General features: G+C 35.0%; 24 protein-coding genes and 1 pseudogene. 18 read left to right on the top strand and 7 right to left on the bottom strand.

The annotated features are described in order from the left end of the window. Positions 1 to 2 precede the first annotated feature (2 nt). The 18 genes and pseudogenes from HNQ00_RS02120 to HNQ00_RS02035 all read left to right on the top strand — a co-directional run bounded on the left by HNQ00_RS02120 (position 3) and on the right by HNQ00_RS02035 (position 17,884). Complete coding sequence (locus HNQ00_RS02120; RefSeq protein WP_316930247.1) at positions 3 to 221, top strand: SHOCT domain-containing protein; 219 nt, start codon at positions 3 to 5, stop codon at positions 219 to 221. A 20-nt stretch (positions 222 to 241) separates the two neighbouring features. Next, a complete protein-coding gene (locus HNQ00_RS02115; RefSeq protein ID WP_371738720.1) occupies positions 242 to 460 on the top strand; it encodes a YgaP family membrane protein in 219 nt (72 codons plus the stop codon). Positions 461 to 619: 159 nt separating this feature from the next. Further along, positions 620 to 1,000 (top strand): hypothetical protein, encoded by a 381-nt coding sequence (locus HNQ00_RS02110; protein ID WP_173836592.1) that lies wholly within the window; start codon positions 620 to 622, stop codon positions 998 to 1,000. A 60-nt stretch (positions 1,001 to 1,060) separates the two neighbouring features. Beyond that, positions 1,061 to 1,372: a hypothetical protein gene (locus HNQ00_RS02105; RefSeq protein ID WP_173836591.1), complete on the top strand. Its 312-nt coding sequence runs from the start codon at positions 1,061 to 1,063 to the stop codon at positions 1,370 to 1,372. A gap of 133 nt (positions 1,373 to 1,505) precedes the next feature. Continuing rightward, positions 1,506 to 4,010, top strand: a pseudogene (locus tag HNQ00_RS02100) (cation-translocating P-type ATPase). 544 nt (positions 4,011 to 4,554) lie between these two features. Further along, positions 4,555 to 4,941 carry a hypothetical protein gene (locus tag HNQ00_RS02095; protein WP_173836590.1) on the top strand — a complete coding sequence of 129 codons (387 nt, stop codon included), beginning with the start codon at positions 4,555 to 4,557 and terminating at the stop codon, positions 4,939 to 4,941. 468 nt (positions 4,942 to 5,409) lie between these two features. Beyond that, positions 5,410 to 7,008 carry an oleate hydratase gene (locus tag HNQ00_RS02090; RefSeq protein WP_173836589.1) on the top strand — a complete coding sequence of 533 codons (1,599 nt, stop codon included), beginning with the start codon at positions 5,410 to 5,412 and terminating at the stop codon, positions 7,006 to 7,008. Positions 7,009 to 7,076: 68 nt separating this feature from the next. Next, positions 7,077 to 8,777 carry an alpha-keto acid decarboxylase family protein gene (locus tag HNQ00_RS02085; RefSeq protein ID WP_173836588.1) on the top strand — a complete coding sequence of 567 codons (1,701 nt, stop codon included), beginning with the start codon at positions 7,077 to 7,079 and terminating at the stop codon, positions 8,775 to 8,777. Between the two features lie 72 nt (positions 8,778 to 8,849). Next, a complete protein-coding gene (locus HNQ00_RS02080) occupies positions 8,850 to 10,157 on the top strand; it encodes an MFS transporter (RefSeq protein WP_217425239.1) in 1,308 nt (435 codons plus the stop codon). Positions 10,158 to 10,305: 148 nt separating this feature from the next. Next, entirely contained in the window at positions 10,306 to 11,124 is an 819-nt protein-coding gene (locus tag HNQ00_RS02075) for a hypothetical protein (protein WP_173836586.1), read from the top strand. A gap of 24 nt (positions 11,125 to 11,148) precedes the next feature. Beyond that, positions 11,149 to 11,853, top strand: coding sequence for a 2,3-bisphosphoglycerate-dependent phosphoglycerate mutase (locus HNQ00_RS02070; protein WP_173836585.1), 705 nt, complete (start codon positions 11,149 to 11,151; stop codon positions 11,851 to 11,853). An 11-nt stretch (positions 11,854 to 11,864) separates the two neighbouring features. After that, positions 11,865 to 12,365: a hypothetical protein gene (locus HNQ00_RS02065; protein WP_173836584.1), complete on the top strand. Its 501-nt coding sequence runs from the start codon at positions 11,865 to 11,867 to the stop codon at positions 12,363 to 12,365. Between the two features lie 54 nt (positions 12,366 to 12,419). Beyond that, on the top strand, positions 12,420 to 14,012 hold the full coding sequence (locus HNQ00_RS02060; protein WP_173836583.1) for an oleate hydratase: 1,593 nt from the start codon (positions 12,420 to 12,422) through the stop codon (positions 14,010 to 14,012). A 275-nt stretch (positions 14,013 to 14,287) separates the two neighbouring features. Then, positions 14,288 to 14,746, top strand: a complete 459-nt coding sequence (locus tag HNQ00_RS02055) for a peroxiredoxin (protein WP_173836582.1) — start codon at positions 14,288 to 14,290, stop codon at positions 14,744 to 14,746. 11 nt (positions 14,747 to 14,757) lie between these two features. Further along, the gene (locus tag HNQ00_RS02050) at positions 14,758 to 15,273 is read left to right on the top strand and encodes a DsbA family protein (RefSeq protein WP_173836581.1); all 516 of its coding nucleotides are present in this window, start codon (positions 14,758 to 14,760) and stop codon (positions 15,271 to 15,273) included. A 100-nt stretch (positions 15,274 to 15,373) separates the two neighbouring features. Beyond that, positions 15,374 to 15,850 (top strand): Dps family protein, encoded by a 477-nt coding sequence (locus tag HNQ00_RS02045; RefSeq protein WP_173836580.1) that lies wholly within the window; start codon positions 15,374 to 15,376, stop codon positions 15,848 to 15,850. A gap of 218 nt (positions 15,851 to 16,068) precedes the next feature. Beyond that, the gene (locus tag HNQ00_RS02040; protein WP_173836579.1) at positions 16,069 to 16,719 is read left to right on the top strand and encodes a BON domain-containing protein; all 651 of its coding nucleotides are present in this window, start codon (positions 16,069 to 16,071) and stop codon (positions 16,717 to 16,719) included. Positions 16,720 to 16,987: 268 nt separating this feature from the next. Next, positions 16,988 to 17,884 carry a 3-hydroxyacyl-CoA dehydrogenase gene (locus tag HNQ00_RS02035; RefSeq protein WP_173836578.1) on the top strand — a complete coding sequence of 299 codons (897 nt, stop codon included), beginning with the start codon at positions 16,988 to 16,990 and terminating at the stop codon, positions 17,882 to 17,884. A gap of 92 nt (positions 17,885 to 17,976) precedes the next feature. On the opposite strand, the gene HNQ00_RS02030 is transcribed toward HNQ00_RS02035, so the two are convergent. The 7 genes from HNQ00_RS02030 to HNQ00_RS02000 form a co-directional block, all read right to left on the bottom strand. After that, positions 17,977 to 18,336, bottom strand: a complete 360-nt coding sequence (locus tag HNQ00_RS02030; RefSeq protein ID WP_173836577.1) for a hypothetical protein — start codon at positions 18,334 to 18,336, stop codon at positions 17,977 to 17,979. 87 nt (positions 18,337 to 18,423) lie between these two features. Further along, a complete protein-coding gene (locus tag HNQ00_RS02025; RefSeq protein ID WP_173836576.1) occupies positions 18,424 to 19,188 on the bottom strand; it encodes a sigma-70 family RNA polymerase sigma factor in 765 nt (254 codons plus the stop codon). A 516-nt stretch (positions 19,189 to 19,704) separates the two neighbouring features. Then, positions 19,705 to 20,775, bottom strand: a complete 1,071-nt coding sequence (locus tag HNQ00_RS02020; RefSeq protein WP_173836575.1) for a response regulator — start codon at positions 20,773 to 20,775, stop codon at positions 19,705 to 19,707. Then, the gene (locus tag HNQ00_RS02015) at positions 20,768 to 24,031 is read right to left on the bottom strand and encodes a PAS domain S-box protein (protein WP_173836574.1); all 3,264 of its coding nucleotides are present in this window, start codon (positions 24,029 to 24,031) and stop codon (positions 20,768 to 20,770) included. Before HNQ00_RS02015 ends, HNQ00_RS02020 begins: the two co-directional genes overlap by 8 nt. Continuing rightward, positions 24,024 to 24,896 (bottom strand): mechanosensitive ion channel family protein, encoded by an 873-nt coding sequence (locus HNQ00_RS02010; RefSeq protein WP_173836573.1) that lies wholly within the window; start codon positions 24,894 to 24,896, stop codon positions 24,024 to 24,026. The genes HNQ00_RS02015 and HNQ00_RS02010 overlap by 8 nt, the downstream gene beginning before the upstream one ends. A gap of 528 nt (positions 24,897 to 25,424) precedes the next feature. Next, positions 25,425 to 25,913, bottom strand: a complete 489-nt coding sequence (locus tag HNQ00_RS02005; RefSeq protein ID WP_173836572.1) for a hypothetical protein — start codon at positions 25,911 to 25,913, stop codon at positions 25,425 to 25,427. 71 nt (positions 25,914 to 25,984) lie between these two features. Beyond that, complete coding sequence (locus HNQ00_RS02000; RefSeq protein ID WP_173836570.1) at positions 25,985 to 26,731, bottom strand: succinate dehydrogenase/fumarate reductase iron-sulfur subunit; 747 nt, start codon at positions 26,729 to 26,731, stop codon at positions 25,985 to 25,987. Positions 26,732 to 26,733: the final 2 nt, after the last annotated feature.

Below are 26,733 nucleotides of genomic sequence, written 5' to 3'. Positions count from 1 at the left end.
TTATGATGGAATATAACAATTACAGTTACGTAGGAATGCACTTGATATGGTGGTTTGTTTGGATGGTATTATTATTTTGGATTTTTGCTAGCCCATTTAACATACCTGGACAAAGAGCCAGAAAAGATACACCACTTGATGTATTAAAGAAACGTTTAGCATCAGGAGAAATTGGTAGAGAAAAGTATCAGGAAATCAAAAAAACACTTGAACTTAAATAATCACAAAACCAAACAGTATTATGATGAAAAAAAATATGGGAACAGTTGACAAAGCAGTAAGAGTCCTAATTGCAGTAGTTTTCATAGGTTTATACTTCGCCAATGTAATTACAGGAACAGTGGGTATCGCTCTTTTAATGTTTGCTGGAGTTTTTATCCTTACTAGTTTTATAAGTTTTTGTCCGTTGTATTATCCGTTTGGATTCTTTTCGAATAAAAGAATGGAAGACAGAACGTAAACAGAAACTTCTGATAACGAGCTAGTAATTACTATGACTTTATTACATAGCATGATAACCGTTGCTACTCCTCCCGAATTCCCAAAAGGACTAGAAGGGATTTAGTCAGATGAACACGTAAGCCCTTATCTATTTTATAACCATTAAACAAAAGCAGAAATGGAAACACAAAAAAACTTAGGCATTTGGATGGATCATTCAACTGCCAATTTTATCGATTTAAATTCAGAGAAAAACAGCAAATCTATTGATTCAAAATTCACTACAGATACAAAAGAAGAAGTGCTATCAAGAAGTGAGTTTACCATGCACAATAAAGAGGAGCAAATGACAGAAGCCTTCTACAAGAAGATTTCAGAAAAGATTTTGAAATATGATCACGTACTTTTATTTGGTCCAACCAATGCAAAAACAGAACTGCAGAATTACTTAGACAAAGATTTACATTTTAAAGACATACAAATTGATGTGGAAGCAGCAGATAAAATGACCGACAACCAACTCGATGCATTTGTTAGAAATCATTTTGATAAACAATAGCATAAAATTATTTTAAAGCGGGCAAAGAGGGGCCATATTACTACTCTAACAATTATAATTATGGAAAAAACAAATATGGATAGCTTAGTTACAGTATTAGCCGAGGTAGAAAAACTCGGCTTTCAATCGCAATTTGAAATCAATGGAAAAAATCTAGTTTCTTTAAAAACAGGTAAACATTTTTTATCGAGCGAAGTGAAAATAGCACATTATTACCGTTTTGAAGGCGAATCCAATCCTGATGACAGTTCAATAATGTACGCAATTGAGTGCAGTGATGGGGAAAAAGGAACGCTAATTAATGGTTACGGTCCTAGCGCTAGTCTTGAAACAGCTGATTTTATCACTACAGTAGAGAACATAGAAAAATAATCTGCAATAGAAATAACCATTAAAAAATTAGAAAAAATAAGTATTTAATAGCTGCTTTTTTTGCGTAACTTCACTACTAAATAGACCATTAGTGATACGGTATAATGACACTTCTTGATAATACATAGATTTTATGTCCCAAAATAATTTTAAAATCAAAGGTCTAACCGGTGCCGAAGTACGTGCTGCAAGGGAAAAACATGGAGAGAATAGAATTAGCTATAAAAAATCCAACCAATTCTTAAAGGGGCTGATTCAAATTGTCACTGAGCCTATGACAATTTTATTATTTGTGGCTTCTACTATCTATTTAGTGAGTGGAAAAACTTCAGATGGAATTTTTCTAGCTGGGGCTATTATTTTAATCGCCGTAATATCATCGTATCAAAATGCCAGAAGCCGCAATGCTTTAGACAAATTAAAAGATTTTACTAAGCCTAAATGCAAAGTCATTAGAAATGGTGCTACCATAGAAATTAAAACCGAAGAATTAGTAGTAGGGGATAGCTTATTGGTCGAAGAAGGAAACGCAATTGCAGCGGATGGAACCATTGTACATTCGAATGATTTCTCGGTGAATGAATCTATTCTTACGGGGGAATCTATGGCTGTTGCCAAAGACAAGTCGACAAAGGATAACACTATTTTTCAAGGAACCACCGTTGCCAGCGGATTGGCTATTGCAACTATTACAGCCATTGGAAGTGAAACCAACTTAGGAAAAATAGGCAAAAGTCTCGAAGAAATTAAAGAGGAAAAAACACCACTAGAATTACAGATTAATAGTTTTGTCAAAAAGATGACTATAGCGGGAGCTTTGGTCTTTTTTGTTGTTTGGGCAATAAATTATTTCAACTCCTACCTTTTGTTTGATAGTTTACTTAAAGCTTTAACGCTCGCCATGAGCGTGTTACCCGAAGAAATTCCGATTGCCTTTACCACCTTTATGGCACTTGGCGCTTGGCGTATGATGGAGAACGGTATTATCGTCAAGCAAATGAAAACGGTCGAAACCCTAGGAAGCGCAACTATAATTTGTGTGGATAAAACAGGAACAATTAGCGAGAACAAAATGAGTTTAGCCAAAATATTCACGCTGAAATCTCAAAAAATAAACGACATAGGAAACGATTTGTCAGCCGATGAAAAGCAGTTAATTACAATCTCCATGTGGGCGAGTGAGCCTGTTCCATTTGATGCTATGGAAATTGCATTGCATGAAGTCTACGCAGCAGAAATTGAAAAAGATCAACGTTGTCAATTTAAAATGGTGCATGAATATCCACTATCAGGCAAACCGCCTATGATGACCCACATTTTTGAAAATAAAGCGGGAGAACGTATTATTGCCGCCAAAGGTGGTGCTGAAGCTATAACTGTAATTTCACAGCTTACTGAAAAAGAAAAAGCAGCAATTGAAAAAGCTATACACTTATTATCAACAGAAGGCTACCGCACTTTGGCTGTTGGGAAAGCATTATTTGAAGGAGATAATTTTCCAGAAAAGCAACAAGATTTTTCATTTGAATTCATAGGATTATTGGCCTTTTATGATCGCCCTAAAAAGAATATTAAATCGGTTTTACAAGCGTTTTACAAAGCAGGAATAAAAGTAAAAATAATCACAGGAGACAATGCCGAAACAACGGGTTCTATAGCCAAACAAATCGGATTTGTTGGCTACGAAAAAAGTATTTCTGGTGATGCATTACTGCAGTTATCCGATGAGGAACTTCAAAAACAAGTGGGAGAAATCAATTTATTCACCCGAATGTATCCCGAAGCCAAACTGAAAATCATCAATGCCCTAAAAGCGAATCAAGAAATTGTGGCCATGACGGGCGATGGTGTCAACGATGGCCCCGCACTCAAAGCGGCGCACATAGGTATCGCCATGGGTAAAAAAGGAACCGAAATTGCCAAGCAAGCGGCTTCTCTAATTCTAATAAATGATGATTTGGCTAAAATGGTCGATGCGGTTGCTGCAGGTCGAAAAATATATGCCAACTTAAAAAAGGCCATACAATTTATCATTTCTATTCATATTCCCATCATTTTCACCGTATTTATACCGTTGGCTTTAGGCTGGATTTATCCTAACATTTTTTCACCAATACATATTATATTTTTAGAATTAATTATGGGACCCACTTGTTCTATCGTGTACGAAAATGAACCTATAGAAAAGAATGCAATGTCATTAAAACCAAGACCTTTTACAAATACTTTCTTCAGTTGGAAAGAACTTTCCACTAGTATCATTCAAGGAATAGTAATCACTATTGGGACGTTATTTATCTATCAGTTTTCGGTGTATTAAGGTTTTAATGAGCAAGTAACGCGAACTATGGTTTTCTTGGTTTTGGTGACTGCCAATATTTTTCTAACCTTAATCAATCGTTCATTTTATTATTCCATTTTTACTACGATGCAGTACAAAAATAATTTAGTGTTCATCATTACCGGAATTACGATTGTTATTACAGGACTACTGCTCACCGTGCAGCCACTAATTGATTTTTTCTTATTTACAAAACTAAATTTGCAGCAAGTAGGGCTCGCTATCGGTACAGGAATCGTTTCGGTGCTTTGGTACGAATTAGTTAAAATTTGGATGCGGAATTTTAAAGCGATTTAGATGACTTATTAGTTATAATTGGATAATTACTTTGGGGCGGGAAAAAGAAAGGGTGTTCAGCTACTCATAAAATTTGATGGAACGCAACCCATTGCATACCCAAATATAAGTGAAGCCAAAATACAAAGTGGTGTACTCAAGTATTTTTACTCTAATTACGTAGTACTGTTTAGCTAAATAAGTAAGTGTGTTTGTCTAGTTTTTTGGGATGCGGCAATTAGATTAAAGCTTGCAGTTATCTTTAATCATTTAACGATGTTTTTTAATAAGTAGTAGATAAAAGTGATATAGTTTTATGTGTTTAGGCCTTATTTTTATTAGGTGTAGGACAGTGTTTTTTTTCGTTTTACTTGACAAAAAGTTAGTGTAATTATTTACCAATCAAACGGAATCATAAAAAGACTTTTGCAGTAAAAAACTATTATATACTGGCAAATTGAGAATGTTGTGCATTAGCTGACCTAGGTCATTTACAATAACCTTGATATGAAATACTTTTGATAAATATTTACTGCACACAGTATTAACATTAAAAGCCTAAATCATGAAAAAAGAAGTTTTATACAACTCCAATATGCATTTTGAACACGAACAATGGAAAGGGGAACTTGCCTTATGGAAGGGCGAACTACTATTCTTCAACAATAAACTGAGCGAACTCGTAACGCGCTGGACAGACAAGGACGTATTGGCTCAATTAGAGCACTATCAAAACGAATTTGTGTTGCACGGTGGTGTCATCGAAGATCTACAAGAACTTATTGAAAAACACGAAGAGCGTATCGCTGGACAAAGCATGATTGGTGAGGATGCGTTAGATATTCAATCAACTAAACAGCATTTAGAATTTAGAGATAAAATAGAAACGCAAAGACATATTTATGCTGAATTAAAGAAAGAATTTTTTAGATTTCTTGAAAAGTATATGTAATTCTAAAGATCACTATTTTATTTTCCTAAATAGAATGATAAAAACAAAGGTTGACTACTAATTTTAATTTGGTAGCCAACCTTTTTTTTGTGGCAAAAATGTAAGACTTATAAATTCAGGAATAGATAAACTGTAAAAATTGTTTGGGCGTGACCACAAGGGTCGGGCTTTCCGCTACAATTCCTTGCTGCACTCCCAATAAAAATTGGGAGTTTGCTGTGGGATTTTCACTTCAATCCCTCACGCACGATCATTGTTAATCCTCAAAATTAAATTGATTTCGTCTTTTTTAACCTAGCTGATCTAGGTCAGTGCAACAGTCTTTCTAACCACCTAATTTTGAAATTTGAAATTTTGATAAGTGAACTCTTCCATAACGGTAAACAGAATTTTAAAAAATGGTGTAGTAATAACTCACTATAGGAAGCAATAATGACAAAATAACAAAACGAATAATATATTTTGATTATGAAAAGTAATAAAGATAAAAAAGCCTATTTCATAGGTGGCGGAATAGGATCATTAGCAGCAGCAGTATTTTTAATTCGTGATGGTGGAGTAGCCGGTGAAAATATTACGATCTATGAAAGTTTACCCGTTTTAGGCGGAAGTCTAGACGCAGGTGGAAACCCTGAAAAAGGGTATACACTGCGTGGATCGCGCATGCTGACTTTAAATATCTATGAATGCACTTGGGATTTATTCAAGTCTATTCCATCGCTTACAGATCCTAATACTTCTGTTTATGAAGAAACAGTTGCATTTAATGAGCGCGTAAAATCAAATGCAAAAGCTCGTTTAATTGACAAAAACCGCGCAATAGTTGATGCCTCTAAACTTGATTTCTCGATGGAAAATCGTGCAGAATTGTTGAAACTAAGTGAAGCTAGTGAAGAAAAATTGGGCAATAGCTGTATTTCTGATTGGTTTTCACCTTCGTTTTTTGAGACTAATTTTTGGTTCATGTGGCGTACTAGTTTTGCTTTTTCACCTTGGCATAGCGCAGTAGAGTTCAAACGTTATTTGCACCGATTCATGCAAGAATTTCCTAATGTAGAGACAATGACAGGCGTAAAACGTACCGTTTATAACCAATATGACTCTATGATTCTTCCGTTGGTTGTTTGGTTGAAGTCGCGTGGAGTGAATTTTATGAAGAATTACACGGTAATGGATTTAGATACTGCTTACGAATTGGATTCAAAAACTGGAACCGAAAAAGTGGTCGTTAAAAACCTTTTTTATGAAAATGATGGAGCTAGTACCTCAGTTGGTATTGATGCCGATAACCTGGTATTCCTTCAAAATGGATCTATGACAGACGCTTCTAGTTATGGATCTATGACAACAGCTCCTCAATTCTATACAAAAGAAGACAGTCAAGGCTGGGCAATTTGGGAAAAACTAGCTAAAAAATATCCTGGATTTGGTAAACCAGAAGTGTTTAACTCCAATATAGCAGAATCGTTCTGGGAATCTTTTACAGTTACATTAAAAGACACTGTTTTCTTTGATCAAATGGAAAAATTTTCTGGTAACAAAGCAGGAACAGGAAGTCAGGTTACACTTAAAGATTCTAATTGGTTCATGAGTTTTTCATTAAACAAGCAACCTCACTATAGAGAGCAACCAGAGAATGTGCAGGTGTTTTTTACTTATGGTTTACATCCTGACCGCGTTGGGAATTTTGTAGGGAAACCCATGACAGATTGTTCAGGAGAAGAAATTCTTCGTGAACTATGCGGGCACTTAAAATTTGATTACAATGTGGTGTTTGCTAATGCCATTTGCATTCCTTGTAGAATGCCGTACATCACCAGTATGTTCATGCCGCGATTATCTACTGACAGGCCGCTGCCAGTGCCTAAAAACTCAAAAAACCTCGCGTTTGTAAGTCAGTTTGTTGAGATTCCAGATGATGTAGTTTTTACTGTGGAATACTCGATAAGAGCTGCCCAAATGGCGGTTTATGAACTACTAGAAATTGATCTTGAAATTCCGCCAATTACAAAATTTGATAAAAGTATAAAGGTTGAAATAGAAACCTTAGTAAAAGCATTTCATTAAAAAATAACTCTGAAATACAAATACTTATTAGAGCAAAAGTGAAGACTTTAATATAAAATAATAGAAACATGAAAAAAGAAAAAGAATACACGGTTGGAACTTATTTAGCCAAACGTTTACAAGATATCGGTTTGAAACACCATTTTGCTGTCGCAGGTGACTACAATCTTGTGTTGCTTGATCAGCTTTTAGCAAACAAAGAAATGGATCAAGTGTATTGCACTAATGAATTAAATTGTGGCTTTAGTGCTGAAGGATACGCACGTGCAAACGGAGCTGCAGCTGCAGTAGTAACTTTTAGTGTTGGAGCACTATCTGCTTTTGATGCCATTGGAGGGGCTTATGCTGAGAACCTTCCAGTGATTCTGATAGTGGGAGCACCAAACAGCAATGATTATGGAACAAACCATTTATTACATCATACACTAGGAACACATGATTTTAGTTACCAACTTGAAATGGCCAAACACATCACGTGTGCTGCAGTATCTATTACATCAGCACAAGAGGCACCATCGCTGATAGATCATGCTATTCGTACCGCTTTACGCGAAAAGAAGCCTGCATATATTGAGATTGCTTGTAATGTAGCTGGACTTCCGTGTGCTGCACCTGGACCTGCAAGTGCTGTCCTTAGTGAAATTCCAAGTGATAAAGAAACATTAGATAAAGCAGTAGAAACGGCTGTAGCATTCTTGGCTAGTAAAGAAAAACCTGTACTATTGATTGGTAGTAAGCTACGAGCAGCTGGTGCAGAAAAAGAAGCGATACAACTTGCAGAAGCACTTGGGTGTTCTGTAGCGGTGATGGCTGCAGCAAAAAGCTTCTTCCCAGAAGAGCATCCACAATTTGTAGGTGTATATTGGGGAGAAGTTAGCGCTCCGGGTGCACAAGAAATTGTAGACTGGTCAGACAGTATTATATGTCTAGCGCCACTCTTTAATGATTATTCTACTGTTGGTTGGACTGCAATGCCAGAAGGTCCGAACGTAATGATTGCGGATCAGAAGAACGTTCGTATGTTAGGACACGATTTTTCAGACCTTCACTTACGTGACTTTCTTTCGGCGCTTGCTCGTAAGGTAGAAAAAAAGCCAGCTACAATGGTTGAGTTTGAACGTATCAAATACAAGAGAGAAGCAGTAAAAGAGGCGGCTCCAGATACAAAGCTAATGCGAAGCGAATTGTTCAGACAAGTCCAACAATTGATCACACCGCAAACAACCATTTTTGCTGAGACTGGCGACTCTTGGTTTGGTGGTGTTGCGCTTTATCTGCCTGATGGTGCTCGTTTTGAGGTAGAAATGCAGTGGGGACATATTGGATGGTCCATACCTTCAGTTTTTGGATATGCTGTTTCAGCATCAAATCAACGACGCATTATTTCATTAACTGGAGATGGTTCTTTTCAACTAACAGCGCAAGAAGTAGCACAAATGATTCGTCGTAAACTACCTGTTATTATTTTTTTAATTAACAATCGAGGATATACCATTGAAGTCGAAATCCATGATGGTCCTTATAATAATATCAAAAATTGGGACTATGCAGGTCTTATCAAAGCTTTCAATGCTGAGGACGGAAAAGGGCTTGGTTTTAAAGCGCAAACAGGAGGGGAACTAGCGGATGCTATTAAGAAGGCACTCGCTAATCAAGAGGGTCCAACTTTAATAGAATGTGTGATTGATCGTGACGATTGTACAGCAGAACTTATATCATGGGGACATCTAGTCGCTAAGGCAAATGGTCGTCCGCCAAGTTTACGTTAGAAAAGAATTCTCAATGACTAATAAGTCAATTAAGAGCATTTAAAATTCATTAAATAATTAAAAAATAACAGTATGACGACAAACGAGTCTAACTCCACTAGTACTAACATGGGAACGGCAAAATCCCCCCCATTAAAGTTAAAGAAGGTTTATCTTCTAGCTTGGTTTCTTTGCGCGCTTTTCTATTTTTATCAATATGCTGTGCGATCTGCACCAGGAGTCATGCAGTCAGAATTGACAGCAGCTTGGGGCGAAAATGAAATAGGGTCAATTATTTCGGCATATTATATAGCCTACGCGATAATGGCACTAGTAGCGGGAGTTTTATTAGATCGTTACGGAGCTCATCGTACTATTCCAGCTGGTATCGCAGTAGTTGGTGTTGGTTGTTTACTATTTGCGCAGGGTAGTGAAATCGCTGGAATGATAGGATTTGTACTTCAGGCTATCGGGGCGATATTTGGATTTATAGGAGCATCTTATGTAGCTGCGAGATATCTTCCAGCAAGAATGCTCGCCATATTTATAGGCTTGACACAATGTCTAGGTATGGCTGGTGCAGCGTTTGGTTCTAAACCTGTTCACATGGCAATAGATCCTACTGGAAGTTTTCAAGTACCTTGGCAAACAGTGTGGATCACGTTTGGTTTTATTGGGTTTGTGCTGGCGATTGCGACATGGTTCGTGATGCCCAAGGACTCTGGTGATAGCGCAACGCATCATGGCTCACTTTCTATAAAAAGCTTAGTTTCACCTTTCAAAATTGTCTTTGGGAATCCCCAGAGTTGGTACGCTGGAATTATCGGTGGGCTTCTTTTTGTTCCAACCACTATTGGAGCTCTTGTTTGGGCAACTTCATTTCTACATTCCGGCGAGAATTTACCCATGTCGGATGCAGCTTCAATTGCCTCAATAGTCCCTATTGGGTGGGTAATAGGGTGTCCTTTGCTCGGTTATATTTCGGATAAAATGGGTAAAAGGAAACCTGTCTTAATTGGGGGAGCTCTTGTTATGTTGGTTGTCGGAATTACAGCTGTTTATATGCCTGCAGAAAGCACCATCTGGATGCGATATTCCGTAGCACTAATTTTAGGTATTGCTTCAGGAGCAGCTATGATTCCTTTTTCTATGATTAAAGAAGCAAATCCACCTGAGGTAAAAGGGACAGCAGCAGGTTCCATGAATTTTATTGTTTTTGGAACAACTGGATTATTGTCACCTTTTGTCTCTTTTTTAATGGGACCTACACCAGACAGCTCCCTAACTTTAACTCAGTTTCAGGAAGCGCTTCTTCCTCTTATAGGAGCTATTGTAGTAGCACTTATTCTAAGCTTCTTTATTAATGAGACTGGCCTTAAAAAAGATAAAATTAACGTATAGTTAAACACAAAGTACTTTCCTCGGAAAAATATGGATCTTCATCTTTCAGTTTTTAAAAAATAGAAAGAGCTTGTAGGGAACCGAAGAATTCTCAGTAAAAGTATTTCATTATATAAAAGCAAAGAACTACAGTTTATAATCGAAAATTATGACAAATATAATAGTGATCCCGTTCACGGAAGAAGAAAATGCAATAAAGGCTTTGCACAAGATCAAAGAGTTAGATGGGTATGGTGATATAACGCTTTATGAACATTTAATGATTCGTAAAATAGAGCACAATCAGTACGGAATTTTATTTTACAAGGAGCAAGGGGAAGGTTGGAGAACGTTAACAGTAATCGCTCTTGGTGGGCTCTTAGGTTCTGTTGCGGGTCCTGTAGGATTAATTGTAGGCTTGTATACAGGTGTAGTTGCAGGAGCAGCATGGGATGTGAGTCGTCATGATTTTGGAGAAGCACTTATCCAGAAAGTGAGTAACAAAATGAATATAGGAACTATAGCAATTATTGCCATGGTTGGCGAAGACAGTTCGCTATTTATTGATGATGTCGTAAAACCTTTTGCGTCAGAAATTATTAGAAGTGAAGCTGGGATTGATTTTGACGATTATATCGACGGGCATATAGAAGACATCGAAGATAAAATTGAAGAAGAACGTGAGCAACTGAGAAAAGCGACTACAAAAGAAAAAGACAAAATTAAAGCTAAGATTACCGATTTGAAATCAAAAAGAGAGTCGAAAATAGCAGCTTTTGAAGGTAAAAGGAAATCGGCTTTAAAAGAAGTAAAAGACATAACAAAAGATAGAATTAAGAAATTAGAATCCCGTCTTAAAGACTATGAACATGCCGTTGAAGATGTATTTGCTAAAGCAAAAATAAACTCAATAAAAAAGAGACTACAAAAACAACAAGAAAAATTAGCTCACTTACTTAACGTTTTATACGAAGAAATAAGGGATTAATAAACATTTCATAAGTAAACTTATATGGGAAAACTGATATTGGTAAGGCACGGAAAAAGTTTGTGGAATATAGCCAACGTATTTACTGGCTGGACCAATGTCGACCTTGCTCCCGAAGGTATAGTGGAAGCAAATATAGCGGGCAAAATCATCAAAGAACACCGTATTGCTATTGATATTTGTTATTCCTCTTATCTTAAAAGAGCCATCCGTACAGGACTAATTATCTTGGAACATGCTAATATGATGCACATCGATTTCATAAAAAGTTGGAAACTAAACGAACGAAATTATGGTGCTTGGCAAGGTCAAAATAAAGAGGAGATAAAAGCAGCAGTGGGAGAGGAACTCTTTTTAAAAGTGCGAAGAGGTTTTAGCACTCCACCTCCCAGTTTGTTACTTACTGATAAAAGACACCCCAAATTTGATCATTTGTATGATAATATCAATAGCAACGATTTGCCAGCAAGTGAATCATTAGAACAAACAGAAGTGCGCGTAGTACAATACTTTTTTGAGGTCATTATACCAGATCTAGTCAAAGGAAAAACTGTCTTAGTTGCTGCACATGGAAATTCGATTAGAGCACTAATGGCACATATTGAAAATATTGCTTCTGCTGATATACCAAAGGTTACGGTGCAAACAGGAATGGTAAATATTTATGAATTTGATACTAACATGATTTTAAAAAAGCAATATAAATTAGAACAAAAAATAACCATTTAAAACAACCCATTATGAAAACAAAATTTTTATCCTTAACCATGATTACATTGATGGCAGGAACTATTTTAACGAGTTGTGGAAAGACAACTAAAGAAGATGCATCAGCTGTAAAAGAGGATGTTACAGAACTAAACCAAGATTTATTAGAAGGAGCAAAAGATACTAGTGTTGATACCAAAGAAGCCGTGCATGCAGATTGGAAAAAGTTTGAAGCTTCGGCTAAAATAGCCATTGAAAATACAGATTCTCAAATTAAAGCACTTAGAGATAAAATTGCTAAAGCAGATAAAGCAGAAAAAGTAAAATTGACAGTAAAAGTAGATGAGCTAGAAAAAAAGAACGCAGTGCAAAAAGAAAAATTAGTTAAAAGAGGGAAAGAGTTTACTGAAGATGTCAAGGAAATGAAAGATTCAGCCAAAGAAGAAGAAAATAAATTTGAAAGAGAGTTCAATCATGATATGGATGAGATGGGCACTGCTATAAAAGACCTTTTTAAAGACAATGTAAAATAAGCTGAAAAAATACTGCATAGCAGCGTAATTGAAATATAATATCAAAATAAACTCATGAAAATTAAAAAAAATAAAACAGCTCAAAACGCACAAGTATATTTAATTGGGAGCGGTATTGCGTCATTAGCAAGCGCAGTTTACCTAATTAAAGATGCCAAAGTTCTTGGGTCGAACATACATATTCTTGAAAAAGATACTATCGCTGGTGGCGCACTTGATGGTGCAGGAAGTACAGATGATGGATTTGTAGTCCGCGGTGGGCGCATGCACGAACCGCATTATACCTGCTATTGGGACTTACTATCGAAAATCCCATCGCTAGAAGATCAGCTTGTAACGGTAACGGAAGAGTCTGATGAATTCAATAAACGGTTTGTTTCTAACGGACAAGCACGACTTTTAAAAGAGGGAAAAATATTGGATGTCTCCTCTTATGGACTTTCGTTAATGGAACAAGCGGAGTTGTTAAGGTTACTATTTGCATCTGAAAAATCATTAGGAAAGAAAAGAATTCTAGATTGGTTTGACCAGGAATTTTTTGAAACTAATTTTTGGTACATCTGGTCTACGATGTTTGCCTTTCAAAAATGGAGCAGTCTTGCCGAAATGCGACGGTACATGCGACGCTTTATTCACATGTTAGATGGATTGAATAGGCTAGGTGGCGTTTTGCGTACCAAGTACAATCAGTACGATTCGGTTGTGGTACCGCTAAAGCGTTATTTAGAAAAAGAAGGTGTTCAATTTACGATGGATTCTGAGGTGGTAGATGTAGATTTTGATATCTCTGCTGATAAAAAAACAGCTACAGTACTGCATCTAAAAAATAAAAATGAAATTGTACTTAGTAAGAATGATTATGTTTTTATAACCAATGGTTCCATTACAGTAAGTACAGATAATGGTGCTTGGGACAGACCGGCAAAATTAAAGGGGCTGGAGGAATCTGGTTCTTGGAAACTATGGAAAAAAATTGCCGAAAAAGACCGCGCGTTCGGAAATCCAAGTCCGTTTTGTGATGCTATCGATTTACAAAAATGGTATTCCTTTACCGCTACATTGAAAGACAGTACGTTTCATGATTATATGGAAAATTTTTCTGGAAATACGGATGGAACAGGAGGGTTGGTCACAGCAACCGATTCTAATTGGCTGATGTCGATTGTTATTGCGCGCCAACCTCATTTTCCTAATCAACCAGACAATGTAAAGATTTTTTGGGGATATGGTTTGTACCCTGATCGAAAAGGCAACTACATTAACAAAACCATGGCGGAGTGTACTGGAGCAGAAATCTTAGAGGAACTATGGTTTCATTTAAAGGTTCAAGAGATAATGAAACCCGTTACAGAAGCAGGAAAAGTAAATTGTATTCCTACCGCGATGCCTTTTATTGATAGTTTGTTTATGCCACGTATAAAGGGCGACCGACCTAAAGTATTACCAAAAGGAGCTACAAATTTTGCTTTTTTGGGACAATTTGCTGAGGTTCCAAAAGATGTAGTGTTTACGGTCGAATATTCGGTTAGAACAGCACAAACTGCTGTTTATGGCTTATTCAAAACGGATAAAAAAGTATTACCTGTATACGACTCAATCCATAGTCCAGAAGCTCTTATTAAAGCAGCTAAAGCTATTAGTAGATAAACTGAAAGTATGTTGCTACCCTATTATAAAATGAAGAGAGGGCGCTGCATCAGATTAATTTATTAACATCAATTTTGATTTAAAAACAGCTTTGCCATTATATTGGTTGGCTGTTTTTTTCAGCTTTAACAATCAGTTATAAATACATGGCAATGAAATAACATATGCTTAAAAATCCGTAATCTTAAAAGGGCTTACAAAGATTATATTTGAATATAATTTTAACGGTGCGAATGAAAATTTGATTCCAATATTTAATTTAAACAGTACATACTATGTTACATAAAAACGATACTGCACCTAATTTTACCTTATACGCAACACCGGACAAAGAAATAACATTAGCTGATATGAAAGGGAAAAATGTAATTCTTGCCTTTTATCCCGCTGATTGGAGTCCTGTTTGTAGCGACCAAATGGCTTTATATAATGAAACACTCAAATACTTTGAAAAACATGACGCTGAAATATTTGGTATATCAGTAGATAGTGTATGGTGCCATAAGGCGTTTACAGATTCTCGTAATCTACATTTTCCTTTATTAGCCGACTTTGAACCTAAAGGGGCCGTTTCAAAAGCTTACGGAGCTTATGATGAGAAAGAAGGGCAATCTAAAAGAGCTTTATTTGTAATTAATAAAGAAGGAGTTATAGAATGGAGTTTTGTCTCTCCAAATGAAGAAAACCCTGGTGCGGATGGTATTTTAGAAGCATTAGAAAATATGAATAAATAAAAAACAAGAAAATGAGTTTACATCCAGAAGTTAATAAACAAGATCATATCAAAGGAGATTCAAGCGCTAATTTAGAAATCGTAGAATTTGGGGATTTCCAGTGCGGACATTGTGGGGCGGCACACCCAGTTGTAGAAAAAATAATAAAAGAATTTGGTAACCAAGTTACTTTTGTTTTTAGAAATTTTCCATTGTCAGAAATGCATGAAAATGCTCGTGAAGCGGCAATGGCAGCAGAAGCCGCTGCAATTCAAGGTAAATATTGGGAGATGCACAACAGCATTTTCGAAAACCAAGAAAATTTACAATCCAGTGATTTTATTGCGCATGCGGAGAAATTAGGATTAGACATCGACAAATTTAAAGAGGATATGCAGCTTAGTAGTATAGCCGAAAAAATAGATAATGATTTTGAAAGCGGTATTCGAAGCGGTGTAAATGGCACGCCTTCTTTCTTTGTTAACGGAAACAAATTTGATGGAGATGCTGCTAATTTATTAGCGGTAATTGAGGGTAGCAGAGCATAAAAATCCTTTCAAAAAAATAGTTTTAATACTGACGTAAGTCATTTTAATTGCTCTTATGCTTTAATAACTTTGAGTAATTAAAAATTTAAAACCAAAAAAAATGAAAACTCCAAACATCGGAATTTCAGTAGAGAATAGACAAGCAATCGCAGACCAATTATCAAAGATATTGGCAGATGAATCTATTCTTTATTCAAAAACACTTAATTTCCATTGGAACATTGAAGGGCCTGATTTTCACGCAGTGCACTTATATTTAGAAACATTGTACCATGAGCAACAAAGCACAGTTGATACAGTTGCCGAAAAAATACGTGCTTTGGGGCATTATGTACCAGCAACTTTAAAAAAATATTTGGAACTAACACACCTTACTGAAGAAATCAAAGGTAAGAATGACAGTCAAAGTATTTTTGCTGAATTGTTAGAAGATCATGAAAGTATTATTGTTTTCATTAGAGAAGAAATAAAACCTATTGCCGACAAAATGAAGGCAGATGGAATTAGTGATTATATAACAGGATTAATGGAGCAACATGAAAAGACAGCTTGGATGTTGCGTTCTCATCTAAAATAAGATTGCTAATTTAATGGAAATGGAAATGCAATTTATCAACCCAAGTAGGAATTATTCTGTTTGGTTTTTTTCTTTTTGTAGAAAATAAATTTTCCAGTAATTTTTATGCTCTTTTAATTTTTTACGAAATAAATATGTGCTGATATAGATCATTGTCAATGCTTTATAGCCATCATACATTTGTTTCATAATCATTCTTAATTTAAATAATAGAAATTATGAGAACAGATCTTAGTATAAAAGAAAATGTCTTGGAAGAATTACAATGGCAACCCAATATTGACGAAATTCAAATTGGTGTAATTGTAAAAGATGGAATTGTAACGCTATCAGGAATCGTAGACAGTTATGTAAAAAAACAAGAAGCAGAAATGGCAGCCAGGAGTGTAGTAGGAGTAAAAGGAGTAGCTGAAGATATTGAGGTTAAATATGGCACCACCTCTGCTAAGTCAGATACTGAAATAGCTACTGCAGCAGTCAATGCTTTGAAATGTGATATATCAGTTCCAGAGAATAAAGTACAACTACAAGTAGACAATGGCTGGGTGTATTTAAATGGTGAAGTAGAGTGGGATTTTGAGAAAAATGCTGCTAAAAAAGCTATAGAAAACCTAACGGGTGTTCGTTATGTTATGAACAATATAGTCCTTAAAAACACAGTGAACCCGATTGATATTAAGGAAAAAATAAAAAAAGCATTTGAACGTTCGGCTGATATTGATGCTGGAAATATTACTGTAAAAGCTGACGGGCATACCATTAAATTGACGGGTAAAGTGCGTTCTATGAAAGAAAAAGATAAAGCTAAAACAACAGCTTATTATGCCCCAGGAGTTTGGAGAGTAGAGAATAAGTTGGAAGTGGAATAGCAAATTTATTTTAGTAGTAGCGAGGATTTACTCATGATAATTTCCGTTAGAAAAAGGCTCTAAAACTATCAAAGTTTAGAGCCTTTTTCATAGCTGACTCAGATCAGTTATTGTTTCTCTTGAAAGTACTAATTTTGGAGTAATCCTGCTTATTATGAGAAAAATAGTAGCATGTATTGCAATAAATGAGGATGCAGTGCACCAAATCCTAAAAACAATAATAAGCGAAATTTGGGATAAAGAAGAGTAACAATTTAATTATTATAAAATGAACTATAAAAATATTACCGTAGCAGGAAGTGGTGTTTTAGGGTATCAAGTTGCATTTCAAACAGCATTTCATGGTTTTAATGTGACTGTTTATGATGTAAATGATTCTGTGTTAGACCAAGCAAAAGCGAAATTTAAAGATTTAGGTGCTTCCTACAAAAAAGATTTGAATGCAACTCAAGAACAATTGGATAAAACTTTCAAAAATCTAAGTTACAATGCTGATTTGGGGTTAGCTGTTGCAAATGCCGACTTATTAATTGAAGCGGTTCCAGAAAACCCAGCGATAAAAATTGATTTTTATCATAAGTTGGCTAAAGTTGCTCCCGAAAAAACAATTTTTGCAACCAACTCTTCAACGCTTTTACCAAGTGATTTTGCAGATGCTACAGGAAGGCCATCCAAGTTTTTAGCGTTGCATTTTGCCAATACGATTTGGATTCACAACACGGCCGAAGTTATGGGACATGCTGGGACAGATCCTGAAGTTTTTAAAGATGTAGTAAGCTTTGCTAAAGCTATAGGGATGCTTGCTTTGCCGGTACTGAAAGAGCAACCTGGATACATTCTAAACTCTTTATTAGTGCCTTTATTAAGTGCTGCGACTAATTTGCTAGTGAATGAAGTTGCCGATGTGGAAACGATAGATAAAACATGGATAAAAGCAACTGGTGCTCCTGTAGGACCGTTTGGAATTCTAGATGTTGTAGGGATTACCACTGCCTATAATATCAACATAATAGCAGCCGAAAAAACACAAGATGAGTTAAAAATAAAAACGGTGAAATACTTGAAAGAGCATTTTATTGATAAAAATAAACTAGGTGTTGCTACTGGTGAAGGTTTTTATAAATACCCGAATCCAGCTTATGAAAATCCGGATTTCTTAAAATAGGTTATACATAATTAAAGCCCTTAGATATTTGAAGTAAAAGTAAAATAGGATAAACAGGTTCAATACTGTTTATCCTTTATTGATTTCATTAGTTAGGAACGCTTTTTTAAATATCCCTTTAAAATATCTATTTGAAAAGCGCCTACAGAAGATAAATTAGAATCGGCGTTCATCAAGACCAACCCATAACCTAAATCAGATAGTTTACAGTCTTGAATTATTTCATTATTGATGCTGCTATAAATAGGCATGAAATGTTTTTCGACTTCAATTCCTGAAACATTTGCTACTTTGATAGCTGTTGTAAATGCATTTGCAATTTGATCTGGAGATAATCCTTTATCTAATAAATCACTAGCTAAATGTTTCATGTTTTCAGCATTGTAAAAATGCATGAAATTTTGAATATTCTCATTTACTTTGTATTTTCTCTTGTATAGTAATATTTGCATGGCTTGAAGTTTCTAAATTAATAAGGAATTGTTTTTTACTTATTGCTGTGCTATTTGTTTAGTGATTGAGGAAATTAATGTCATTATCTAAATGAATCTTTTTACAAAACTTGCTTGTAAAACTTGTTTAGTGTCGGTTAAAAGTTGGGAAACCTCTTCTAGTGTGTTGTTTCTTATTTTTGCAATTTCCTCTAGTTCTAGTTGTTCAATAGCGAATAATTCAAATACATTGCGCATAGAATTAGGTAAATTGTACAGCACCATTTGAATGTGATTTTGAATTTCTTGGGCACTTAAATCTTTGTCAATTTTTTCGATAAATGATTTTTGATTGTCCTTTATAAATACATGATTTAAAGTATAGTCGTTATGGTTGTAAGACATATCATCTAGCTCTTCAATCATCAGAAGATCGCCACCACCATCTGTGCTAAAATTTTCCTGCATTGCATCCCATTCGGGTTTAGTATAGTCATCAATGTTTTTAAAGAATATTTCATCAAATTCTTCTTCTATGGTAAGATCATCTAGAAGTTCATTTGTTTTTTTAAACAACCAGAGATAAAAGTCCTTTTGCTGTTTTACCTCATCAATATGATCGTAGATTTCGATAAAAAGTTGGTCAATAATATCGTCTGCTTTGATTTTATTTTTCGAAAAATGTCCTTTTTTGATTACAGTATTAAGTTGGCCATTGACGTACTTTTTTATTTCAGGTATTATATTTAATACCAGTGCATTAAAAGATGATTTATTGTCTTCTTTTTTTAGCTTGATCAGGTCAAGAAAAGTATTGCTTACAAAATGACGGAATTCCTGTTTGTTTTGGTAATACGAAATATTTGTTTCCATAAGAGATCGTTTTAAGAAGTTTACTGTAAAGATATGCTGTTACTGTTTTTCCTAAAATGACACAGGTCAGTCTTTTAAAATTGATTAGGTTATTCACTTAAATTTTAAATACCGATTTTATTTATCATAAAATAATTTAAAGAAATAGGGAAGTAAAAGTAAAGTTTAAAAAAATTACCAACTGATGCAGGTCATTTATCACATTGTAATTAGTAGCTATTTTTGTGGGAGAGAGAATGAAAAGTATTGCTTGAAATGTTGATTTTCACCATGGTAATGAAAGTCTCTAAAGTATTAGAAGTTGTTTGTAATTGTTTATCTTTTTAAAATTAACCATTGGTTGTTATAAATTTAAAAATACAGTTATAAAGTAGGACTGATACTTTCAAAGGAGCTAAAGCATTTGTACTGTCTTAGCTCCTTTTTAAATGCAACTGTGTTGTCCTAAACTAGGATTATATTATAAAAGTGTTATTTTGTAATTCTAGATTTATTTTCTTAGTACTCAATAAAATTTTAATGATTATCAGCAACTTGTTTTAGTCTATTTTTATCTAATAAAACAAATCTTTTGTTAGTTTCAACAGCTATTAATCCTTCGTTTTTAAATTCAGTTAACATTCTAATAGCAGTCTCTGTGGCAGTACCTATAAGTCCGGCAAAATCATCTCGAGGAATACTTATTCCAATATGGTTTTCATCTTTTGTCATTCCTTTTTTGTCTAAATCTAAAAGCACTTTGGCAGTTCGTTGTCGTACTGTCGCAAAAGCCATATCGACCAGTTGTTCCTGAAGTTCGATGATATTATTAGAAATCATCCCAAAAAACGTATTGGATACTTCTTTATTAAAGTAGAGTAGTTGCGTGAAATCATCTTTTGGAATCGCTAGAATTTCTGCATCCTCTAAGACGCTAGCCGTTTCCGCATAAGTTCCTGCACTAGCAAGAAGGGACAGTTGCCCTATAAAATCTCCAGGGCCATATAAGGCAATAACAAATTCCTTTCCTGCCTCCGTCGTTCTGTAGGTTTTTACATTTCCGCTTTGAATAAAGTACAATTGATGGGCAGCGTTACCTTCGGTAAAAATTTGTTCTTTCTTTTTGTATCTTTTTATATTTCGGTTTTTAGATAAATCTTCAAGATTTAAATACTGAGAAGCTTCGGTAAGGAATTCGCTAACGCCATCTATATTTTTTGCATATTCCTTTTTCAAAAAGGCCTTTTTCTTAAGTCTGCATTCAATCGCGCCTAATAAATCTTCCACTTCAAATGGTTTTATTAGATAATCGTCTACGCCTAAATTCATCCCTTTCCGAATTTCTGTTTTTCCAGATTTAGCGGTGAGAAAAATAAATGGGATATTAGCTGTTACGATATCTTTGCTTAAAGCATCATATACACCATAGCCATCTATTTGGGGCATCATAATATCACAAATAATAATATCTGGACTATTTTCTAGGGCTTTTTGAATACCAATTTTACCGTTTTCAGCAGTAATAACTGTATAATTTTCAAGTTCAAGAATTTCAGCAGTGTTTTCTCTTACGTCTTGATTGTCTTCGATTATCAGTACTTTATTCATTTGTTTTTTTATGTAATGGGAATGTTATATAAAAAGTGGAGCCTTCTTTTAACTGGCTTGTAAAACGGATAGAACCACCCATCAATTCTGTATACTGCTTTACAATATGGAGACCTAAACCTGTTCCTTGAATATTTGAAGCATTATTAGCGCGATAAAAACGCTGGAACATATTCTTTTGATCTTCGGTTGGAATACCAATTCCATGATCGCTTATCTCTATGGCAACTTGCTGATCGTTACTTTTTACTTCTATAGTTATTTCCTGATTCTCTTCAGAATATTTGATGGCATTGGACAGTAAATTATAAATGATGTGCTTCAATAATTTTAGGTCCAAAAAAGCTTCAATTTTTAAATGATCATATTTTAGTGTTATAAATTGACCATTCTTTTTTATATCTTCCAATTCTTCAATTAAAGATTTTGAAAAAGCAACCATATCAAATAATACAGGTTGTACAATTACTTTTCCTTCTTGCAGTTTGCTCAGGGATAGAAAATCATTTAGAATTACCACTAAGTTCTTTACATTTGACCTAATTTTCGATACATAATTTGTCCTTTTCTCTTCTTTACCAACACCATTTTGCTTTTCGATTAAAATAGCAGAGGAAAGTATTGCACTCAATGGAGTCCTAAACTCATGGGAAGCCATAGCAATAAAACGTGATTTTAATTCGCTCAATTCTTGTTCTTTCTTTAAGGTAGTGAACATATCAAATTCTGCTTTCTTTTGTAAAGTAATATTATTATACACTAATAAAACTTGCTTGATCTTATTCTCGTTGTTTGCTAAAGGGGTGGTGTTTACTAAATAGTAATTGTCTCTATACTCAACTTCAAAAGAGAGGTGTTCGCCTTCAAGCGTCTTCACTATTTTATCTTTAATCAATGTTTTTAAATAATCAGAAACACCAGTAATATCGTCAAGTAATGTTTCGTTTTTAGCTAAATTTTCAAAACCTAAAGCAACTAACTCTTCTCCTCCTATAAATACAACTCGCAAATTGAAATCGACAACAGATATAAATCCCCCTGGGAAATTATGAGAAACATCATCTAGTAATTGTTTACTGATTAAGACTCTATTTTCGGCCTCTTTGGTTTCAAGTATTTGATCTTTAAGATTTAAATTGGATGTTGTTAATTTTTCTACCATCACATTAAGCGCATTCGTACGTTCATTTACTTTATTTTCTAGTTGTTCAGCGTAGGCAGCTAATTTCTCTGTACTTTGTCTTAATGCATTACTAATGCTGTGCTGCTCAATAGCTACACTAGCTATTCTGGTAATATCTTGAATAATATCTTTCTCGATAGCCAATGGCTCCCGAATGGTATTAGAATAAATAGCAAAGATTCCCAATACTTCTTGGTCTGTAGAATAAATAGGGAAACACCAGCACGATTTTATGCCGCTATCTTGCGCTAAGGGAGTATATCCTTCCCACAATGGACTAATTGAAATATCGGCAACAATGACTTCTCTTTTTTCATTGACTGCGGTACCACAAGAACAGGTATTCTCTTGGATGCTAATTCCTTCCAATCCATCGCTAAAAGATTTTGGAATACTAGGCGATGCTAAATTATAGAGCGTCTTCGTTTCTTTGTTTAATAATAAAATGGCAACCATACAGTTGGGAATGGCTGTTTCTATTGTTTCTATTATTTTTTTACCTATAAGCTCAAGCGGGAGATACTGAATAATCATATCCATTACATCCTTATTTGCACTTTTAAAAAGATCATCCTTTTTACGAAGGGTGACATCGTTCAAGACGCCAATAAAATGAGTCATTACTTTTTGATCATTAAAAACAGGAGTTAAGGAAATTTCGTTCCAAAACAGAGAGCCATCTTTTCGATAATTACGTAATACTACATTGCAAGCTTCCCCTTTTTTTACTGCATTAGACATGATTCCAATTTCTTCTTGATCATGATCAGTTCCTTGCAAAAACCGGCAATTATGTCCTATAATGTCACTCTCACTATAGCCTGTCATAGTAAAAAAAGAATCGTTAGAATAAACTATAGGCGAGTCGGGTAGTAGTGAATCAACAATAATAATTCCGTTTGATGCAGCGGATAATGCTCTAGTTCTAATAGATAAAGTATTGTCTAACTGTTTTTTAGATGTAATGTCTCGAACAATAGCCAATAGTCGGTTATCGTCAAAACGGACGATCCGTGCTTCATAGAAGCGAAATGTTTTTTGATCCTTTAGAGAAAACTCTATAAGTTGCGGTTTTTTATTGTCTGAGACATCGTTTAATGATACTTTAAGGGCTTGATACGTTTCTTTAGGCAATATTTCTTTTATATTCTTACCAATAAAATTTTCTTTTAATTTTAGTAATTTTCTGGTCTCTGGAGCAAATAAGTCCAAATATTCTCCTTGATTATTTAAAATAAACATCATATCAGGTAGCACTTCTAGAATAACTTTGTTACGATCTTCACTATCCTTCAGTTCTTTCTCGGTTTCTTTCTGCTGGGTAATATCTTGTGTAGTCCCAAGCATTTCAAAAGGTTTGCCATTTTCATCATATGTTATCACCCCCTTGCTAATAACGTATCTTATGCTATTATCAAGCCTTACTATTCTCTTTTCATATTGATAGTCTGTTTGATTTTCGATGGCATGAGCAATTGTTTTCAATTCATTTTCGCGATCATTTGGATGAATAAAATTACTTACAGAAGCTTTAGTAAGCCGTTCATCACCAGGTAAAAGGCCATAAATTCTATAGAATTCGTTTGACCAGCTTCTTTCGTTTGTTTTCAAGTTCCAATACCAGTTTCCTACTTGTGCAATTTGTTGTGCTTCTGCCATTCTGCTCTCACTATCGACTAACGCTTGTTGTGTCGCCTTGCGTATTGTGGTATCAATCACAAAAACAATGACTACTTGATTACTGTCTATAGTTGTTGGGCTTAAACTTATTTCTAAAGGGAATTGTGAACCATCTTTTTTTAATCCCCATAAATCCAAATTGTGCCCCATACGTCTCGCCTTTGGCTTTACTGCATAATGTGCTCTATGTGATTGATGGTTGTTTCTAAATTTTGTAGGTATTAGACTTTCTACTTTTTGACTAATTAATTCCTGCGGTGCGTAACCAAACATATTTTCACCAGCAGGATTTGCTTTAATGATGTAGCCTTGCTCATCGACTACCAATATACCTTCGACAGAAGATTGAAAAATACTTTTAAAAAGGAGGTTGTCTTCTAAATTATTAATCATTTTCACTTTTTTTAAATTGGTCCAATTGTCTTAATTTTGGTAAGCATTCAGGATAATTTTCTTGTATAAATGCTATAAGTTGTTCTCTTACTTGGCAACGTAAATTCCAAACCTCGGAAGCATTCTTAGCACTAAAAGTTGCGCGTAACTCCATTGCTCTGTCATCGCTTTTAGTAACTAAAAGTTCTGCTATTTTTTTATCCCATAAGGAATTTTCATTTAAAAGTACTAGTAGTTTTGTTCGTAGCATAGCAACAGGAAAAGTATAGTCGACACTGATAAAAACACTACCTATTATTTCTCTAGAACTAAAAGTCCAGTTTACAAATGAGTTATCACTAAAGAAGTTAAGCGGTACAACGAGTCGCCTCCAATCCCAAGTTTTGATCACTACATAGGTCAGCGTGATATCTTCTACAGTGCCATATTCCCCTTGTATTACTACCTCATCATCAATTTTTATAGGTTGTGTAAAGGCGATTTGAAAGCCCGTAATAAGATTGGCAATTGATTTTTGAGCAGCAACACCTGCGATGATACCAATCACACCCGCAGATGTTAATATAGTTGTGCCTAACTTTCTTGCTGCAGGAATATTCCATAAAACAACTGCAATGGCGATCGTAATAATGATGATAATTGAAAAACTCTTCATGAACCGCAATTGCGTCAAGACCCTTCTTTCTTTAGCTTGGTGGAAGCCGTCAACAGTAAATTTTTTTTGGACAATTTCTTCTACTGCATTTAATAAGGCAATTAACATCCATGAAAAGTTGATGATAATAAGACTTTCTACCACTGTTAGCATGTAAGAATCTAATGCAATAACATTAAAAGAACCGTAGATAAGTAGGAATGGTAACAAAAATCGAGCAGGTTTTTTTAAATGCTTAAGTAGCTGTGTTTTTAAAACAGTTGGACTTTTTCGGTTAGAATAGCTAAGCAGCCAAAATAAAAACCACCTGAGCAATAATCCCAATAGTATACAGCCTAAAATTACTATGCAGTAAGTAATAATAGGATCAAAAGGGAGTGACGTTATTTTCCGGGTGACATTCATATGGTCTAACAAAATTAAAGTAATGTTTGACTCTAAAAAATGATATTGGTCACCTTATCCATCTATAATGTAAAACCTCCAAAATCAGCTGATACTGGAGGTTTCTAATGGTTAGTGAAGAAAGAGGATAGGTACTTGGAATATGAATTCTTCTAGTGATGTACCCTTCGGAACAACTTTACTTCCCCTATGAATCTAAAGTGCTTTTATTTTAAGTTTATATTTTTATTGCATTTTAATACTAATATGGAGTCCTAAAGACATAAGTAAATAGTACGTATAATATGAAATAGCTTTAGCCATGTAGACCTTTACAACTAGTGATTTAGATTTTTAATTACCAGGTTCCATAGGTAAGTTCAACTCATTTATTCTGATGTCTACTCTTTTCCATGTTGATTTATCTAAGGCAGTAGTATCAACAGCGGTTGTCCAATCGATAAGTGGTATTATTTTTAAACGTTCAATTATACGCTCTCTATACCCAAAAGCAAACCTACTGGCTTTCAGTTGAAACTCGATTGTTTTGTTTCCGTTTTGACTGTTTTTATAAATAACAGTCTGAGTTTTCCAGTCTCCTTCCCAAGTAAAAAACGCCTTACCCAACGTGATGCCTCCTATAATTAGAAAAGTGATTAATATTGATTTATCAATTCGTAATTTCCCAAACAAGTGGCCTATAATTATTACAAATGATGATGCAGCAATAAATAACACTATAAAGTGTAAAATGGAACTATTGATATAGAGTGACGTATAACGGTTAAGTACTACTAACGCTGCCGTTAAAACAAACAAAATGTAAATTAGGATGTGTTTCATGTTACTTTATTTATTTGATTTTGCTTAATACAAGCGATTTGGTGGCACTACTGACATTGTGCGAATGTTTTTTATTTATGCAGTAACAATGCTTTATTATATTCATAATTCATTCGAGCAATATTGAGAACTGAAATATCCTGAGGACATTCTACTTCACATGCTTCTGTATTGGAGCAATTCCCAAAACCCATAGCATCCATTTGACTAACCATGCTTAGTACTCGATTTGCTGCTTCCAGTTTTCCTTGAGGAAGCTGAACGAGATGACTTATTTTTGCCGAAGTAAATAAGGCCGCACTAGAGTTTTTGCACGTGGCCACACATGCGCCGCAACCTATACAAGCTGCAGCATCAAAAGATGCTTCGCTAGCTCCATAACTCACGGGTATACTATTAGCCTCTGGAGCTTGTCCTGTCGCTACCGAAATGTAGCCTCCAGCTTCGATAATCGAGTCGAAAGCTTTTCTATCAATTTTTAAATCTCTTAAAATGGGGAAAGCTGCCGCACGGAATGGCTCCAAATAAATGGTGTCTCCATCCTTAAAACTTCGCATATGGAGTTGGCACGTTGTAGTGTGCGTTAAAGGACCATGTGCTCTACCATTTATCATAATACCACATTGACCACAAATACCTTCGCGACAATCGTGATCAAATTCGATCACGCGCTCCCCACGTTGTATTAATGATTCATTAAGCATATCAAGCATTTCCAAAAAAGACATCTGTTCAGACACCTCATTTACTTCATAGTCAGTCATTTCTCCTTTTGAAGCAGCGTTCAACTGTCTCCATATTTTTAAGTGTAATTTCATGC

The sequence above is a fragment of the Flavobacterium aeripolare genome (assembly GCF_013294025.1).
In the GTDB taxonomy this organism is placed as follows: domain Bacteria; phylum Bacteroidota; class Bacteroidia; order Flavobacteriales; family Flavobacteriaceae; genus Flavobacterium.
This window is presented reverse-complemented; position numbering and strand designations above follow the sequence as displayed.

Bases quoted from the DNA above. Each gene is read 5' to 3' on its own strand.
- HNQ00_RS02000 (WP_173836570.1), bottom strand. From the start codon at position 26,731: ATGAAATTACACTTAAAAATATGGAGACAGTTGAACGCTGCTTCAAAA.
- HNQ00_RS02005 (WP_173836572.1), bottom strand. From the start codon at position 25,913: ATGAAACACATCCTAATTTACATTTTGTTTGTTTTAACGGCAGCGTTA.
- HNQ00_RS02065 (WP_173836584.1), top strand. From the start codon at position 11,865: ATGAAAACAAAATTTTTATCCTTAACCATGATTACATTGATGGCAGGA.
- HNQ00_RS02035 (WP_173836578.1), top strand. From the start codon at position 16,988: ATGAACTATAAAAATATTACCGTAGCAGGAAGTGGTGTTTTAGGGTAT.
- HNQ00_RS02040 (WP_173836579.1), top strand. From the start codon at position 16,069: ATGAGAACAGATCTTAGTATAAAAGAAAATGTCTTGGAAGAATTACAA.
- HNQ00_RS02015 (WP_173836574.1), bottom strand. From the start codon at position 24,031: ATGATTAATAATTTAGAAGACAACCTCCTTTTTAAAAGTATTTTTCAA.
- HNQ00_RS02115 (WP_371738720.1), top strand. From the start codon at position 242: ATGATGAAAAAAAATATGGGAACAGTTGACAAAGCAGTAAGAGTCCTA.
- HNQ00_RS02120 (WP_316930247.1), top strand. From the start codon at position 3: ATGATGGAATATAACAATTACAGTTACGTAGGAATGCACTTGATATGG.
- HNQ00_RS02045 (WP_173836580.1), top strand. From the start codon at position 15,374: ATGAAAACTCCAAACATCGGAATTTCAGTAGAGAATAGACAAGCAATC.
- HNQ00_RS02055 (WP_173836582.1), top strand. From the start codon at position 14,288: ATGTTACATAAAAACGATACTGCACCTAATTTTACCTTATACGCAACA.
- HNQ00_RS02020 (WP_173836575.1), bottom strand. From the start codon at position 20,775: ATGAATAAAGTACTGATAATCGAAGACAATCAAGACGTAAGAGAAAAC.
- HNQ00_RS02030 (WP_173836577.1), bottom strand. From the start codon at position 18,336: ATGCAAATATTACTATACAAGAGAAAATACAAAGTAAATGAGAATATT.
- HNQ00_RS02070 (WP_173836585.1), top strand. From the start codon at position 11,149: ATGGGAAAACTGATATTGGTAAGGCACGGAAAAAGTTTGTGGAATATA.
- HNQ00_RS02105 (WP_173836591.1), top strand. From the start codon at position 1,061: ATGGAAAAAACAAATATGGATAGCTTAGTTACAGTATTAGCCGAGGTA.
- HNQ00_RS02085 (WP_173836588.1), top strand. From the start codon at position 7,077: ATGAAAAAAGAAAAAGAATACACGGTTGGAACTTATTTAGCCAAACGT.
- HNQ00_RS02110 (WP_173836592.1), top strand. From the start codon at position 620: ATGGAAACACAAAAAAACTTAGGCATTTGGATGGATCATTCAACTGCC.
- HNQ00_RS02060 (WP_173836583.1), top strand. From the start codon at position 12,420: ATGAAAATTAAAAAAAATAAAACAGCTCAAAACGCACAAGTATATTTA.
- HNQ00_RS02090 (WP_173836589.1), top strand. From the start codon at position 5,410: ATGAAAAGTAATAAAGATAAAAAAGCCTATTTCATAGGTGGCGGAATA.
- HNQ00_RS02095 (WP_173836590.1), top strand. From the start codon at position 4,555: ATGAAAAAAGAAGTTTTATACAACTCCAATATGCATTTTGAACACGAA.
- HNQ00_RS02075 (WP_173836586.1), top strand. From the start codon at position 10,306: ATGACAAATATAATAGTGATCCCGTTCACGGAAGAAGAAAATGCAATA.
- HNQ00_RS02050 (WP_173836581.1), top strand. From the start codon at position 14,758: ATGAGTTTACATCCAGAAGTTAATAAACAAGATCATATCAAAGGAGAT.
- HNQ00_RS02025 (WP_173836576.1), bottom strand. From the start codon at position 19,188: ATGGAAACAAATATTTCGTATTACCAAAACAAACAGGAATTCCGTCAT.
- HNQ00_RS02080 (WP_217425239.1), top strand. From the start codon at position 8,850: ATGACGACAAACGAGTCTAACTCCACTAGTACTAACATGGGAACGGCA.